Genomic DNA, 13,420 nt, shown 5'->3' with positions numbered 1-13,420 from the left:
GGCCGCCCGGGGCAGCGGTGTCGCGCGCTGTCCCGGGCGGCCCGGTCGGACGGCCCCGGGCCGTCTCAGCAGATCGGCACGCCCGGCAACTGGGCCGAGGGGTGGTCGATGTAGATGTTGGAGATGAAGCCGTTCTGGTCGCGGAGCTTGCTCCACCAGTTGTTGGTGTAGCCCTCGGCGGTCACGGTGTCGCCCTGCTTCTGGCAGACCACCGTGACCCGCGTGGGACCGGCCAGGGTGGTGACGACCGGCGAGGAGAGGTAGGCGTCCGCGCGGACGCGGACGCCCGAGCCCCAGGTCATGAAGCTGTTGGTGCCGCCGCAGCCGTTGTCGCTGGTCAGGTAGTACTGGTGGTAGCTGCCGGGGTAGGCCAGTCCCGAGCCGTTGATGACGATGTTCTGGCCCGCGCCGTTGTAGAGCTGCTCGTAGTGGATGTGGGCGCCGGAGGAGTTCCCGGTGCTGCCGGTGGTGCCGATCTGCTGGCCCTGGGCGACCCAGGCGCCGTTGGCCACGGAGAACGCGGCGAGGTGGAAGTAGTAGGTCTTCCAGCCGCCGCCGTGGTCGATGACGATGTAGTTCCCGGCGCCGCTGGCCTGGTAGTGCCGGGTGGCGGTGCCCGCCGCCGAGGCCAGGACCGGGGTGCCCGCGGTGGTGCCGCCGTCGGCGCGGACGAAGTCCAGCGCGCGGCGCACCTCGGCGGAGTGGTGGCTGTAGGTCCATCTCTGGCCGCAGGGATAGGGGGCCTTGAAGTTGGGCGCGGCCAGCGCCGCTCTCGCGGCGTCCTGCCCGGCGTCCTGCTCGGCCCGTGCGGGGGCGGCGGTGAGGCCGGCCAGCACGACGAACGCGCCGAGCAGGACGGCCAGCAGCCGTCCGAGCGGCAGCCGCGGGAAGGCGGGAGATATCGGGGACATGCGTCGGCTCCTCCTGGGGTGGGGTGGTGAGGGGCGGAAGGGGGCGGCCTCAGCAGGTGGGCACGCCGGGCAGCCAGGACTCGGGGACGTCGATGAAGATGTTGGAGATGTAGCCGCCGTGGTCCGGCAGGTGGGCCCACGCGTCGTTGGTGTGGCCGTCGTAGGTGATCCGCTGGCCGCGGACCTGGCACCGCACCCGTACCTGCGTCGGCCCGGGCAGGGTGTCCACCACCGGGGAGTCGGTGGTCGGCCGCTCGCGGACGCGGACGTCCGTGCCCCAGGTGGGGAAGACCGTGCCGGTCTGGTCACCGGTCCACAGGTAGGTGACGGTCACCCAGCCGTTGTTGTTCAGCCCGACGTTGTAGAAGGTGCCGTCGGCGAGGTCGATGCCGGCCGGGTTGAGCACGCGGCGGCCGAAGCCGTCCAGTCCGCCGTTGTAGCCGTCCTGGTACGCCGCCTGGGCCTCGGGCTTGCCCCGGGGCAGGTCCTTGAAGCTCTCCCGGATCGAGGAGGGGTTCCAGTAGTCGTCGCGGATGTTCCACGGCCCGACGTCCCACACCGGGGCCGTCTCGCAACGGGCCGGGCCGCAGACCCGCACCGAGTACTCCGAGCTGCCCCGGGGTGACAGCCCCCGCCGCGAGGGCAGGGCCACGAAGTGGTCGTTGGGCTGGATGACGTGTCCGTTGGCGGTGGTGTGGCCGACCAGGCCCTCGCGGGTGGCGAAGACGCGGGCGCTGTACGGGGCGGCGGCCGCCCCGGTGTCCTGCTGCCGGGACTCCGACTCCGGGGCGGTGTCGGCGCTCAGCTCCAGGCCGCGCACCCGCAGCCGCCCGGTGGTGTCCCACAGCATCAGCCGGACCTGGACGGTGGTGACGGGGCGCGGCAGGACGGCGGCGGCCTCGCCGGCACCGGCCTCGCGCCACTCGGTCCACGGTCCGTTCCCCGTCCGGCCCCGGACGTCGACGGCGATCCGGGCGCCGTCGGGCACGTCGGCGGCGGGCCGCGCCCGGACGCGGTCGGCCGGCCGGTCGAGTTCCCTCGGGGCGAGGACCTGGGTGCCGTGGTGGCCCTCCGTCCCGGCCGAGACGGCGGCCGGGCCGCCGCCGACGAGGCGCAGGGCCCCGTCGGTGTGGCGGACGCCCGCGTCGTCGGCGTCCACGCGGCTCAGGTCCGCCGTCCAGGACTGGGCGGGGCCGCCGGGACCGGCCGCGGACGCTACGCGCGTGGACGGGCGTGCGTCGCCCGCCGCGGCGTGGGAGAGGGAGGCGGGTGCGGCCGCCAGCCCGAGGCAGAGCAGTACCGCGGCCGACCTGATGGTGCGGGACGACCGGGCGATGGGGGACGGACGGGTCGTGGGGGAGGGACGGTCGGTGGATCCGGCAGTGCGGTGGGGGGTCATGCGCCTGGCGCGCATCGCAGTCCTCCTGGCTAGGGCCGGCGCCTCGCCCCCGCCCGGGAGGTCCGGCGCGCGGCAGACCGTGGAGAGCCGTGCCGGTCGGCAGCGGCCGGCTCACGGTAGAGCGGATGGCATGTATCCGACAAGAAGACGGGGCGGTCACCATTGGTCGCGCCAATGGTGACCGCCCCGCCGCAGGGGCCCTACGGGCCTTACGCGAGCGAGGTCGCCTTCTGGCGCGCCTGCCAGAACTCCTCGAAGGACAGCAGGCCGTCGCCGTCGCCGTCGTGCTGGTCTATGAGGGTCTGGGCCAGGCCCACGGTGACGTGGTGGTCCCCCAGCTCGCTCATCACCTGATGGAACTCCGCCGCGGTGATCAGTCCGTCCCCGTTCAGGTCGAACCGGTCGAACACCTTGCGCGCAGCCTCGATGTCGGCCATCGACAACCGTTCCTCCCGTTGTGCGGTCGTGTCGCGCACACCCTAACCGCCCGCCACATGGACCACTCGGGGAACGGCAGCCACTCAGAGCACCAGCGTCACCCCGGTCACCCCGGTCACGGAGGCTGTTCAGGGCATCACACGCCACACCAGCACCGAGCGGGGCGGGAGTTCCACCGCCTCGCCCGCCGGGTGGACCGTGCCCGGCCCGGTCCGCTGTTCCTCCCGCGCGGTGTCCACGACCAGCTCGTACGCCCGCCCCCACGGCGGCCCGGGCAGCCGGAACTCCCCGGGTTGGTGGCCCGCGTGGAGGACGACCAGGAAGCTGTCGTCGAGCACCGGCTCCCCCCGGGCGTCGCGCTGCGGGATGTCCCGGCCGGACAGGTACATGCCCAAGGTGGTGCTGAGGGCGTACCAGTCGGGCTCGGTCATCTCCTCGCCGCTCCCGGTGAACCAGGCCAGGTCGCGCAGCCCCTCGGGGCCGTACGCCCGCCCCGAGAAGAAGGCGCGCCGCCGCAGCACCGGATGGGCCCGGCGCAGCGCGATCAGCCGCGAGGCCAGGTCGGACAGCGCCCGCCAGCCGGGCTCCTCCAGCAGCGACCAGTCCACCCAGCCGGTCTCGTTGTCCTGGCAGTAGGCGTTGTTGTTGCCGCCCTGGGTGCGCCCCATCTCGTCGCCCGCCACCAGCATCGGCACCCCGGTGGACAGCAGCAGCGTGGTGAGCAGGTTGCGCAGTTGCCGCCGCCGCAGGGCGAGGATCTCCCCGTCGTCGGTCTCGCCCTCCGCGCCGCAGTTCCAGGACCGGTTGTCGTTCGTGCCGTCGCGGTTGTCCTCGCCGTTGGCCTCGTTGTGCTTGCGCTCGTAGCTCACCAGGTCGCGCAGGGTGAAGCCGTCGTGCGCGGTGATGAAGTTGACCGACGCGTACGGCCGCCGCCCGCCCCAGGCGTACAGGTCGCTGGAGCCCGACAGTCGGTAGCCCAGGTCGCGCACGTCCGGCAGGGCGCCCCGCCAGAAGTCGCGGACGGTGTCCCGGTAGCGGTCGTTCCACTCCGTCCACAGCGGCGGGAAGGCGCCGACCTGGTAGCCGCCCGCGCCGACGTCCCAGGGCTCGGCGATCAGCTTCACCCGGCGCAGCACCGGGTCCTGGGCGATGACGGCCAGGAACGGCGAGAGCATGTCCACGTCGTGCATGGAGCGGGCCAGCGCGGCGGCCAGGTCGAAGCGGAAGCCGTCCACGCCCATCTCCTGCACCCAGTAGCGCAGCGAGTCGGTGATCAGCCGCAGCACCTGGGGCTGGACCACGTGGAGGGTGTTGCCGCAGCCGGTGTAGTCGGCGTAGCGGCGCGGGTCGTCGGCCAGCCGGTAGTAGCCGCGGTTGTCGATGCCGCGCAGGGAGAGCGTGGGCCCCAGCTCGCTGCCCTCGGCGGTGTGGTTGTAGACCACGTCCAAGATGACCTCGATCCCGGCCGCGTGGAGCGCGCGGACCATCCGCCGGAACTCGCCCACCTGCTGGCCGCGCGTGCCGGAGGCGGAGTACGCGGCGTGCGGGGCGAAGTAGCCGATGGAGTTGTAGCCCCAGTAGTTGCGCAGGCCCCGGCGCAGCAGGTGGTCCTCGTGCGCGAACTGGTGCACCGGCAGCAGCTCGACCGCCGTCACCCCCAGCCGGACCAGGTGCTCGATCGCGGCCGGGTGCGCCAGCCCCGCGTAGGTGCCGCGCAGCTCCGGCGGGATGTCCGGGTGGCGCATGGTGAAGCCGCGCACGTGCAGCTCGTAGATGACCGAGTCGGACCAGGGGACCTTGGGGCGGCGGTCGTCCACCCACTCGTCACCGGCGTCGGCGCCCGCGCCGAGGGCCGAGTCGACGACGACGCCCTTGGGCACGTACGGCGCCGAGTCGCGGTCGTCGCGCACGGTGTCGGCCAGGTGCGGCTGCGGCCAGTCGCGGACGTGGCCGTAGACCTCGGGCGGCAGCGCGTACTCGCCGTCCACCGCACGGGCGTACGGGTCGAGCAGCAGCTTGGCCGGGTTCCAGCGGGCGCCCGTCCAGGGGTCCCAGCGGCCGTGCACCCGGTAGCCGTACCGCTGTCCGGGGCGGACGCCGGGGACGAAGCCGTGCCAGATCTCGTGGGTGTGCTCGGTCAGCGGGCAGCGGGTCTCGTGGCCGTCGTCGTCGAACAGGCAGACCTCGACGGCCTCGGCGCCGGCCGACCACAGCGCGAAGTTGGTGCCCTCCACCCCGCCCGGGCCGATGTGGTGGCGCGCGCCCAGCGGCTGGGGGCGGCCGGGCCAGACGGTCGCGGTCGCGGGACCGCCGGCCGCGGCGGACCGGCGCCCGCCGGTCTCCGGGCCGCCGGGCGCCGCCTCCCGGCGGGCCTGCTGTTCGGGTGCGCTCGACACGTCCGACACGTTCTGCCTCCGGCGGCTCGCGGCTCGGACGGGCACGCGGGCGGTGCGGCGCTCCGGCCGCCCGGCCCGTGCCCGGGTCTCAGGAGTGTTCCCGGTCGGGCCGCCCGCCTCACCTGCGTGATCGTCGTCTTTCGTCCGGCCGGACGAGGGGCGCCGGCCCCCGCTCCGGAGACCGCCTCGAACGCCGGTTCGGCACACCGTACCGGAAGCCCCCTGGACCGCACCGGGTTAACGGGGGCTAACCTGCCCCCATGACTGTGACTCTTGAGGTCGCCGAGGGCGTCGGCACCATCCGACTCGACCGTCCGCCCATGAACGCGCTGGACATCGCCACCCAGGACCGGCTGCGCGAGCTGGCCGGGGAGGCGGCGCGGCGCGACGACGTACGGGCCGTGGTGCTCTACGGCGGGGAGAAGGTGTTCGCGGCGGGCGCGGACATCAAGGAGATGCGCGGGATGGACCACGCGGCCATGGTCGTCCGGGCCCGGGAGCTCCAGGAGGCCTTCACCGCCGTGGCCCGCATCCCCAAGCCGGTGGTGGCCGCCGTGACCGGCTACGCGCTGGGCGGCGGGTGCGAACTGGCGCTGTGCGCCGACTTCCGGATCGCCGCCGACAACGCCAGGCTCGGCCAGCCCGAGATCCTGCTCGGCCTGATCCCGGGCGCGGGCGGCACCCAGCGGCTGGCCCGGCTGGTCGGGCCGTCGAAGGCCAAGGACCTGATCTTCACCGGACGCCAGGTGAAGGCGGACGAGGCCCTGGCGATCGGCCTGGTGGACCGGGTGGTGCCCGCGGCCGAGGTGTACGAGCAGGCGCACGCCTGGGCGGCGAAGCTGGCCGCCGGTCCGGCCATCGCGCTGCGCGCGGCCAAGGAGTGCGTGGACGGCGGGCTGGAGACGGACATCGACACCGGGCTCGCGATCGAGCGCAGCTGGTTCGCCGGGCTGTTCGCGACCGAGGACCGGGAGATCGGCATGCGCAGCTTCGTCGAGGAGGGTCCGGGCAAGGCGAAGTTCCGCTGAGGCCCGGCCGGCCGACCGGCGCACAAAGGCGCGGAACGGCGCGCGCCCCGGCTCAGGCGCACTCGGCCGGGGCGCGTTCGCCACGCCCGTCCGGTACGCACCCCCGGCCGGGGCTGATTCCCGCCGTACGGCCCCGCGGCGGGCGTTCCGCGGCCATGATGGGCCCATGGCGGGAGTCAACACGGCGCGCGCTGCGTCGGCACCGGAGGACGGACCGGCCCCCGTGGCGCCCGGCGAGACCGGCGACCCGGCCGTCGAGGAGGTGCGGCTGCCCAACCGTCCCGAGTCCGCGCGCACCGCACGCGAACTCGCCCGGTCCGTCCTGCTGGCCCGCTGGGGGCTGTCCACCGCGCTCACCGAGGACACCGTGCTCCTCGTCTCCGAACTGGTCGGCAACGCCGTGCGCCACACCGGCGCCCAGACCCTGGGGCTGCGGATGCAGCGGCGGCGCGGCAGGATCCGCGTCGAGGTCCGCGACCCCTCCCGCGGGCTGCCGTGCCTGCTGCCCGTCCACGACCTCGACGTCAGCGGCCGCGGGCTGTTCCTGGTGGACCAGCTCGCCGACCGCTGGGGGGTGGACCTGCTGCCGCACGGCAAGACGACCTGGTTCGAGATGCGGGCCGAGGAGCGCTGAGCGGCGCTCCCCGCCGCACCCCTCCCGCGCCCTCCTCCCGCCCTCCTGCGCGTCAGCGGACGGCGTACCGCTGCGCACCGGCCCGGCGCCGCCGGTCGTTGCACAGCAGGCACCGCCCCCACCCCGGCGGCAGCGGATCCTCCTTGTCCCCGTACAGCGGATCGACCGCCCCGCGCGGATGCTCCCGGCAGCCCGTGCCGCCGCGGTCCTCGCCGAGCGCCCGGGCCGCCTCCAGCGCCCGGCGCAGCGCGTCCACCAGCTCGGCGGCCTGGTCCGGCGAGGGGTCGCCGTCCAGCGCGAAGGCGATGTCGGACGCGGTGTGCAGCGCGGTCTGCAGCTCTCGTACCTCTGCCTGACTCATGGTGCGCAGCGTAGGGGGCCGCACTGACAGACACGGCTCGCGCCGCCGGTGCGGCACGCGGGCCGGGTGCCGGATCCGGTCCGCGGTCCGGGCGGGGTACTCCATCAGTCCTACGGCGGAAAACCGAGTGTGGCCCGTCAGTGGTGAACCGTAGTCTCGCTCCTGATGTCTGCCACCGCCGCCGACCCTCCGCGCCCCGCTCCCGATCCCCCCGACGCCCCCGGCACCCCGGCGTCCGGGGCGTCCGCCGGTCCCGCCGGGGACACCGGCCGGTCCGCGGTGCGCTCCCTGCTGCGGCTGTGGCCCTACGTGCGGCCCGTACGGGCCCGGCTGTGCGCGGCGGCGGTCGTCGCGGTCGTCGCCTCCTGCCTGGGCCTGGTCATCCCGCTGATCCTGAAGTGGGTCGTGGACGGGCCGATCGCCCGCCGCGACACGGACGGGGTGTGGCTGGGCGGCGCGCTGCTGCTGGCCGTCGGCGTGCTGGAGGCGGCGCTGTTCGGCCTGCGGCGGTGGCTGGTGGCCCGCCCGCTGGCCGGGGTCGAGGCGGCGATGCGCGCGGACCTGTTCCGGCACCTGCAGCGGCTGCCGGTCGCCTTCCACGACCGCTGGGCGAGCGGGCAACTGCTGTCGCGGGCCACGGCGGACCTGCAACTGCTGCGCATGTTCCTGGCCTTCCCGCTCACCTTCCTGCTGGTCAACTCCACCACCATCGTCGTCGGCTTCGCCGTCCTGCTCCTCCAGGAGTGGACGCTCGGGCTGGTGCTGCTGGTGCCCGTGGTGCCGCTGGTGGTGCTCTGCTCCGTCTTCGAGGCGCGGTACGCGCTGGCCGCGCGCCGGGCGCAGGACCAGATCGGCGACCTGACCACGGTCGTCGAGGAGTCCGTGCTCGGCATCCGGATCATCAAGGGCTTCGGCCGCCACCGCAGCCAGGCCCGCGCCTTCCGGGCGCTCTCCCGGCGGCTGCTGGACACCGAGCTGCACAAGGCGCGGCTGCTGGCGGGCATCTGGGCGGTGATCATGACGCTGCCGGAGCTGGCCATCGGCGCCGCCCTGGTCTGGGGCACGGTCCAGGTCGCCGGCGGGGAGCTGTCGGCGGGCACCCTGGTCGCCTTCCTCACCACGGCCCTGGCGCTGCGCTGGCCGGTGGAGTCGATCGGCTTCCTGCTGGCCATGAGCAACGAGGCGGCGACGGCGACCGACCGCTACTTCGAGGTGATGGACGAGCCGGTCCCGCCGGACACCCTGGCCGCGGACGGCTCCCCGGCCGGCGCGGGAGCCGCGGAGACGGACGACGGCCTGCGCCTCACCCGGGTGGTCTTCCGCTACCCGGACGCGCCGCCGGACGCCCCGCCCGTACTGGACGGCGTCGACCTGCACATCCGCTCCGGCGAGACCATGGCGCTGGTCGGCGCCACCGGCTCCGGCAAGACCACGCTCACCGCGCTGATCCCCCGGCTCCACGAGGTGACCTCCGGCCGGATCACCCTCGACGGCCGGGACATCGCGGCGCTGTCCCGCCACGAGCTGCGCTCGCTGGTCGCCGTCGCCTTCGAGGAGCCCACCCTGTTCTCCGCCTCGGTGCGGGAGAACGTGCTGATGGGCGCGGAGTCCGCCGGGGAGGAGGACCTGGCGCGGGCCCTGCGGATCGCCCAGGCCGAGGACTTCGTCGACGCGCTGCCGCAGGGCGTCGACACCCAGGTCGGCGAGCAGGGCCTGAGCCTGTCCGGCGGCCAGCGCCAGCGGCTGGCGCTGGCCCGCGCCGTCGTCGGACGGCCCCGCTTCCTGGTGCTGGACGACCCGCTCTCCGCCCTCGACGTCCACACCGAGGCCCTGGTGGAGGCCGCCCTGCGCGAGGTGCTGGCCACCACCACCGCCCTGGTGGTCGCGCACCGGCCCTCCACGGTGCTGCTGGCCGACCGGGTCGCGCTGCTGTCCGGCGGCCGGATCGCCGCCGTGGGCACCCACCACGAGCTGCTGCGCTCCAGCGCCGAGTACCGCCGTCTGATGTCCGGCGAGCAGCGGGAGGAGGAGCGATGACCACCACCGTGACCGAACCGCCCTTCGGGGAGGAGGACGCGCGGGGCGGGGAGCGCGGGACGAAGGAGAGCACGGCCGCGCCGCCCGACCCCTTCGACCGCGACGTGCTGCCCGCGCCGCCGGGCGCCTCGCGCCGGCTGCTCGGCTCGCTGCTGCGCCCGCACCGGACGCGGGTGTGCGTGGCCGCCGTGCTGCTCCTCCTCCAGCAGGCCGCCGTGCAGGCCGGGCCGCTGCTGGTCGCGTACGCCATAGACCGCGCCGTGCCCGCCCTGCGCGACGGCGACCGGGGGCCGCTGGTGGCCGTCGCGGCGGGGTACGCGCTGTGCGCGCTGTCCTCGGGCGCCCTCCAGTACGCCTTCGTCCGGGCCGCGGCCCGGATCAACCAGAGCGTCCTGCTGGAGCTGCGCGGCCGGATCTACCGGCACGCCCAGGCGCTGAGCGTGGACTTCCACGACCGCTACACCTCCGGCCGGCTGATCTCCCGCGCCACCACCGACGTGGAGGCGCTGCGCGAGCTGCTGGACGAGGGCCTGCAGGAGCTGCTGGGCGTGGCCCTGTCGGTGGTCTACATCTCCGCGATGCTGCTCTGGCTCGACGTGGGCCTGGGCGGCGCGGCCGTGCTCTCCTTCGTCCCGCTCGCGGCGATCGTGCAGAACTTCCGGCGCCGCTCGATGCGCGTCTACAGCAGGAAGTCCACGGCCATGGCGGCGGTCATCGTGAAGTTCGTGGAGACGATGAACGGCATCCGCCCGGTGCAGTCGTTCCGCCGTGAGCGGGCGGGCGAGGCGGAGTTCGGCCGGCTCAACGGCCGGCACCTACGGCTCAACGGCGACGCCATCCTGGAGATGGCCCGCTACGTGGTCTCCTCCCGGCTGGTGGCCAACACCGCGGTCGCCGCCATCGTGCTCTGGGGCGCCCACCGGGTGGCGTCCGGCGCCCTGGAGCTGGGCGTGCTCGCCGCGGCGGCGCTGTACCTGCGGCGGCTGTACGACCCGATCGACCGGCTGGGGATGTTCCTCAACTCCTACCAGTCCGCGGCGGCCTCCCTGGAGAAGGTCGCCGGGCTCCTCGCCCAGGTCCCGTCCGTGCCCGAGCCCGCCCGGCCCCGGCCGCTGCCGGAGCGGTCCGGCCGCTTGCCCGGCCGCCCGGTGGTCTTCGAGGGCGTGAGCTTCTCCTACCGCACGGGCGGCGAGGTGCTGCCCCGCTTCGACCTGGAGATCCCGGCCGGGCAGACGGTCGCGGTGGTCGGCGCGACGGGCGCGGGCAAGTCCACGCTCGCCAAGCTGCTCGCCCGCTTCTACGACCCCACCGCGGGCCGGGTGCTCCTGGACGGCACCGACCTGCGGGACCTGGCCGCGCCCGCGCTGCGCCGCGAGGTCGTCATGGTGACCCAGGAGGCGTTCCTGTTCTCCGGCACGGTCGCCGACAACATCGCGATCGGCCGCCCGGACGCCTCCCGGGAGGAGATCGAGCGGGCGGCGAAGGCCATCGGCGCCCACGACTTCATCGCCGCCCTGCCCGAGGGCTACGACACCGACGTCCGCAAGCGCGGCGGCCGCATCTCCGCCGGGCAGCGCCAGTTGGTCTCCTTCGCCCGCGCCCTGCTCGCCGACCCGGCCGTGCTCATCCTCGACGAGGCGACCTCCTCGCTGGACGTCCCCGGTGAACGCGCCGTCCAGCGGGCCATGGACACGGTCCTGCGCGGCCGTACGGCGATGGTGATCGCGCACCGGCTGTCGACGGTGGAGATCGCCGACCGGGTGCTGGTGATGGACGCCGGCCGCATCGTCGAGGACGGCACGCCGGCCGATCTCGTCGCGGGCGCCGGCCGCTTCGCCGATCTCCACCGGGCCTGGCGGGACAGCCTGGTCTGACGGCCGCCGGACCGGCCGCCGGACCGGCTGCGGCACCGGCCCGCCGCCGGCCGTCCGGTCACCGTTCCGTGCCGCCCCGGTGTCCTCGCCGTTTCCCACCCCGTCCGCTGAACGAACAGCAATTTTCTGACAACGGACATGTTCCGGCCATTTTCTTGACCTGCCCCTGACAGGCACCCCCTTTCGGTGCCACTCTCTCCACGCCGAGCACGGCCCTCTCCCCCCACGGGAGCCACCCCCCACTCCAGGCGCGCTTCCCCCCTCTCTGCACCGCTCTCCGGAAGGAGTCCAGCGTGATACGCAGATCCACCCCCCGCAGACGTGCCACCGCCACCGGCGCCCTCATCGCCCTCTCCGCCCTCCTGGCCGTCGGCCTCCCGGCGCAGACCTCCACCGCCGCCGCCCAGGCCGAGCCCGACCCCGGCGCCCTGCCCGCCGCCCTCTCCCCCGCCCAGCGGGCCGGCCTGCTCCGGGCCGCCGACGCCGACAGCGCCGCCACCGCCAGGGCGCTGGGACTCGGCGCCAGGGAGCGGCTCGTGGTCCGCGACGTCGTCAAGAACGCCGACGGCACCCTCCACACCCGCTACGAGCGCACCTACGACGGACTCCCCGTGCTCGGCGGCGACCTGGTCGTCGAGGAGTCCCCGAGCGGTGGGATCACCGAGGTCACCAAGGCCACCGCGGCGCGGATCTCCGTGCCCTCCACCGACGCCCCGGCCGCGCACCGGCCCCGGAAGGCCGCCGCCGAGGGCAGCACGGCGCCCCGCAAGGTCGTCTGGGCGGCCGACGGCAGGCCGGTGCTCGCCTGGGAGCGGGTGGTCGGCGGCACGCGCGAGGACGGCACGCCCAGCGAGCTGCACGTCGTCACCGACGCGGCGACCGGCGAGAAGCTCGCCGAGTGGGAGGGGGTGCACACCGGCACCGGGGAGAGCATGTACAGCGGCCGGGTCACCATCGGCACCAGCGCCTCCGGCAGCCAGTACACGATGACCGACGCCGCCCGCGGCGGCCACCGGACGCACGACCTGAACGGCGGCACCTCCGGCACCGGCACGCTGTTCACCGACGCCGACGACGTCTGGGGCACGGGCTCCCCGGCCAACCGGCAGACCGCGGGGGTGGACGCCCACTACGGCGCGGCCCTGACCTGGGACTACTACAAGAACGTGCACGGCCGCACCGGCATCCGGGGGGACGGCAGGGCCGCCTACAGCCGGGTCCACTACGGCAACTCCTACGTCAACGCCTTCTGGACCGACTCCTGCTTCTGCATGACCTACGGCGACGGGTCGGGCAACTCCAAGCCGCTGACGTCGATCGACGTCGCCGCCCACGAGATGACGCACGGCCTCACCTCCGTCACCGCGGGGCTGCGGTACAGCGGCGAGTCCGGCGGTCTGAACGAGGCGACCTCCGACATCTTCGCCGCGGCCGTGGAGTTCAACGCCCAAAACGGCGCGGACGCCGGCGACTACCTCGTCGGCGAGAAGATCGACATCCGCGGCAACGGCACCCCGCTGCGCTACATGGACAGGCCCAGCCGGGACGGCAGTTCCAAGGACTACTGGTACTCCGGCATCGGCGGCGTGGACGTCCACTACTCCTCGGGCCCGGCCAACCACTTCTTCTACCTGCTCAGCGAGGGCAGCGGCGCCAAGACCGTCAACGGCGTCGCCTACGACTCGCCGACCTACGACGGCAGGCCGGTGACCGGCATCGGGATCGCCGCCGCCGAGAAGATCTGGTTCAAGGCGCTCACCGAGAAGATGACGTCCACCACCAACTACGCGGGCGCCCGCACCGCCACGCTCTCCGCCGCGGCCGACCTGTTCGGCACCGGCAGCGCCCAGTACGCCGCGGTCGCCCACGCCTGGGCGGCGGTCAACGTCGGCTCCCGGCCCGGTGGCAGCGAACCGGGCGGCACCGCCTTCGAGAACGCCGACGACTACCCGATCCCGGACCCGGGCACCGTGGAGTCCCCGATCACCGTCACCGCGGCCGGCACCGCGCCCGGCGCCCTGAGGGTGACCGTGGACATCACCCACCCCTACCGCGGCGACCTGCGCATCGACCTCGTCGCACCGGACGGGACGGCCTACCGGCTCCAGAACAGCTCGACGGACCCGGGCGACGACATCCAGCAGACCTACACCGTGGACGCCTCGTCCGAGACGGCCGCCGGCACCTGGACGCTGCGGGTGACCGACGTCTACGACTACGACTCCGGCTCCCTCAACGGCTGGAAGCTGACGTTCTGACACCCCGGCGCACCGCCGCCCCCGGGCCCCACACCGGCGGGCGGCGGTCGGCGGGACGGCGGGGAGCCGCGTCGGTGACGCGGC

General features: G+C 74.4%; 10 protein-coding genes. 5 read left to right on the top strand and 5 right to left on the bottom strand.

Translation table 11 applies throughout. From position 1 onward, the window contains the following. Positions 1-65 precede the first annotated feature (65 nt). The 4 genes from VE546_RS08255 to glgX all read right to left on the bottom strand — a co-directional run bounded on the left by VE546_RS08255 (position 66) and on the right by glgX (position 5,144). Complete coding sequence (locus VE546_RS08255; protein WP_324920171.1) at positions 66-911, bottom strand: peptidoglycan DD-metalloendopeptidase family protein; 846 nt, start codon at positions 909-911, stop codon at positions 66-68. A 49-nt stretch (positions 912-960) separates the two neighbouring features. Next, positions 961-2,325: a hypothetical protein gene (locus VE546_RS08250; protein ID WP_324920169.1), complete on the bottom strand. Its 1,365-nt coding sequence runs from the start codon at positions 2,323-2,325 to the stop codon at positions 961-963. Positions 2,326-2,519: 194 nt separating this feature from the next. Next, a complete protein-coding gene (locus VE546_RS08245) occupies positions 2,520-2,747 on the bottom strand; it encodes an EF-hand domain-containing protein (RefSeq protein ID WP_324920167.1) in 228 nt (75 codons plus the stop codon). 129 nt (positions 2,748-2,876) lie between these two features. Next, on the bottom strand, positions 2,877-5,144 hold the full coding sequence (gene glgX / locus VE546_RS08240) for a glycogen debranching protein GlgX (RefSeq protein ID WP_324920165.1): 2,268 nt from the start codon (positions 5,142-5,144) through the stop codon (positions 2,877-2,879). A 260-nt stretch (positions 5,145-5,404) separates the two neighbouring features. On the opposite strand from glgX, the gene VE546_RS08235 reads away from it, so the two are divergent. Continuing rightward, positions 5,405-6,172, top strand: coding sequence for an enoyl-CoA hydratase/isomerase family protein (locus tag VE546_RS08235; protein WP_324920163.1), 768 nt, complete (start codon positions 5,405-5,407; stop codon positions 6,170-6,172). Between the two features lie 166 nt (positions 6,173-6,338). After that, positions 6,339-6,806: an ATP-binding protein gene (locus tag VE546_RS08230; protein WP_324920161.1), complete on the top strand. Its 468-nt coding sequence runs from the start codon at positions 6,339-6,341 to the stop codon at positions 6,804-6,806. A 52-nt stretch (positions 6,807-6,858) separates the two neighbouring features. Here VE546_RS08230 and VE546_RS08225 read toward each other — a convergent pair whose 3' ends face one another. Further along, positions 6,859-7,167 (bottom strand): hypothetical protein, encoded by a 309-nt coding sequence (locus VE546_RS08225; protein ID WP_324920159.1) that lies wholly within the window; start codon positions 7,165-7,167, stop codon positions 6,859-6,861. Between the two features lie 165 nt (positions 7,168-7,332). On the opposite strand from VE546_RS08225, the gene VE546_RS08220 reads away from it, so the two are divergent. The 3 genes from VE546_RS08220 to VE546_RS08210 all read left to right on the top strand — a co-directional run bounded on the left by VE546_RS08220 (position 7,333) and on the right by VE546_RS08210 (position 13,336). Continuing rightward, positions 7,333-9,204, top strand: coding sequence for an ABC transporter ATP-binding protein (locus tag VE546_RS08220; RefSeq protein WP_324920157.1), 1,872 nt, complete (start codon positions 7,333-7,335; stop codon positions 9,202-9,204). Next, on the top strand, positions 9,201-11,078 hold the full coding sequence (locus VE546_RS08215; RefSeq protein WP_324920155.1) for an ABC transporter ATP-binding protein: 1,878 nt from the start codon (positions 9,201-9,203) through the stop codon (positions 11,076-11,078). Before VE546_RS08220 ends, VE546_RS08215 begins: the two co-directional genes overlap by 4 nt. 293 nt (positions 11,079-11,371) lie before the next feature. Then, complete coding sequence (locus VE546_RS08210; RefSeq protein ID WP_324920153.1) at positions 11,372-13,336, top strand: M4 family metallopeptidase; 1,965 nt, start codon at positions 11,372-11,374, stop codon at positions 13,334-13,336. The last annotated feature ends 84 nt before the right edge of the window (positions 13,337-13,420 follow it).

Origin of the sequence: Streptomyces sp. (assembly GCF_035644915.1) — a bacterium.
GTDB lineage: Bacteria > Actinomycetota > Actinomycetes > Streptomycetales > Streptomycetaceae > Streptomyces.
Note: the sequence above shows the minus strand (reverse complement) of the source record. Positions and strands in the feature narration are given on the sequence as shown.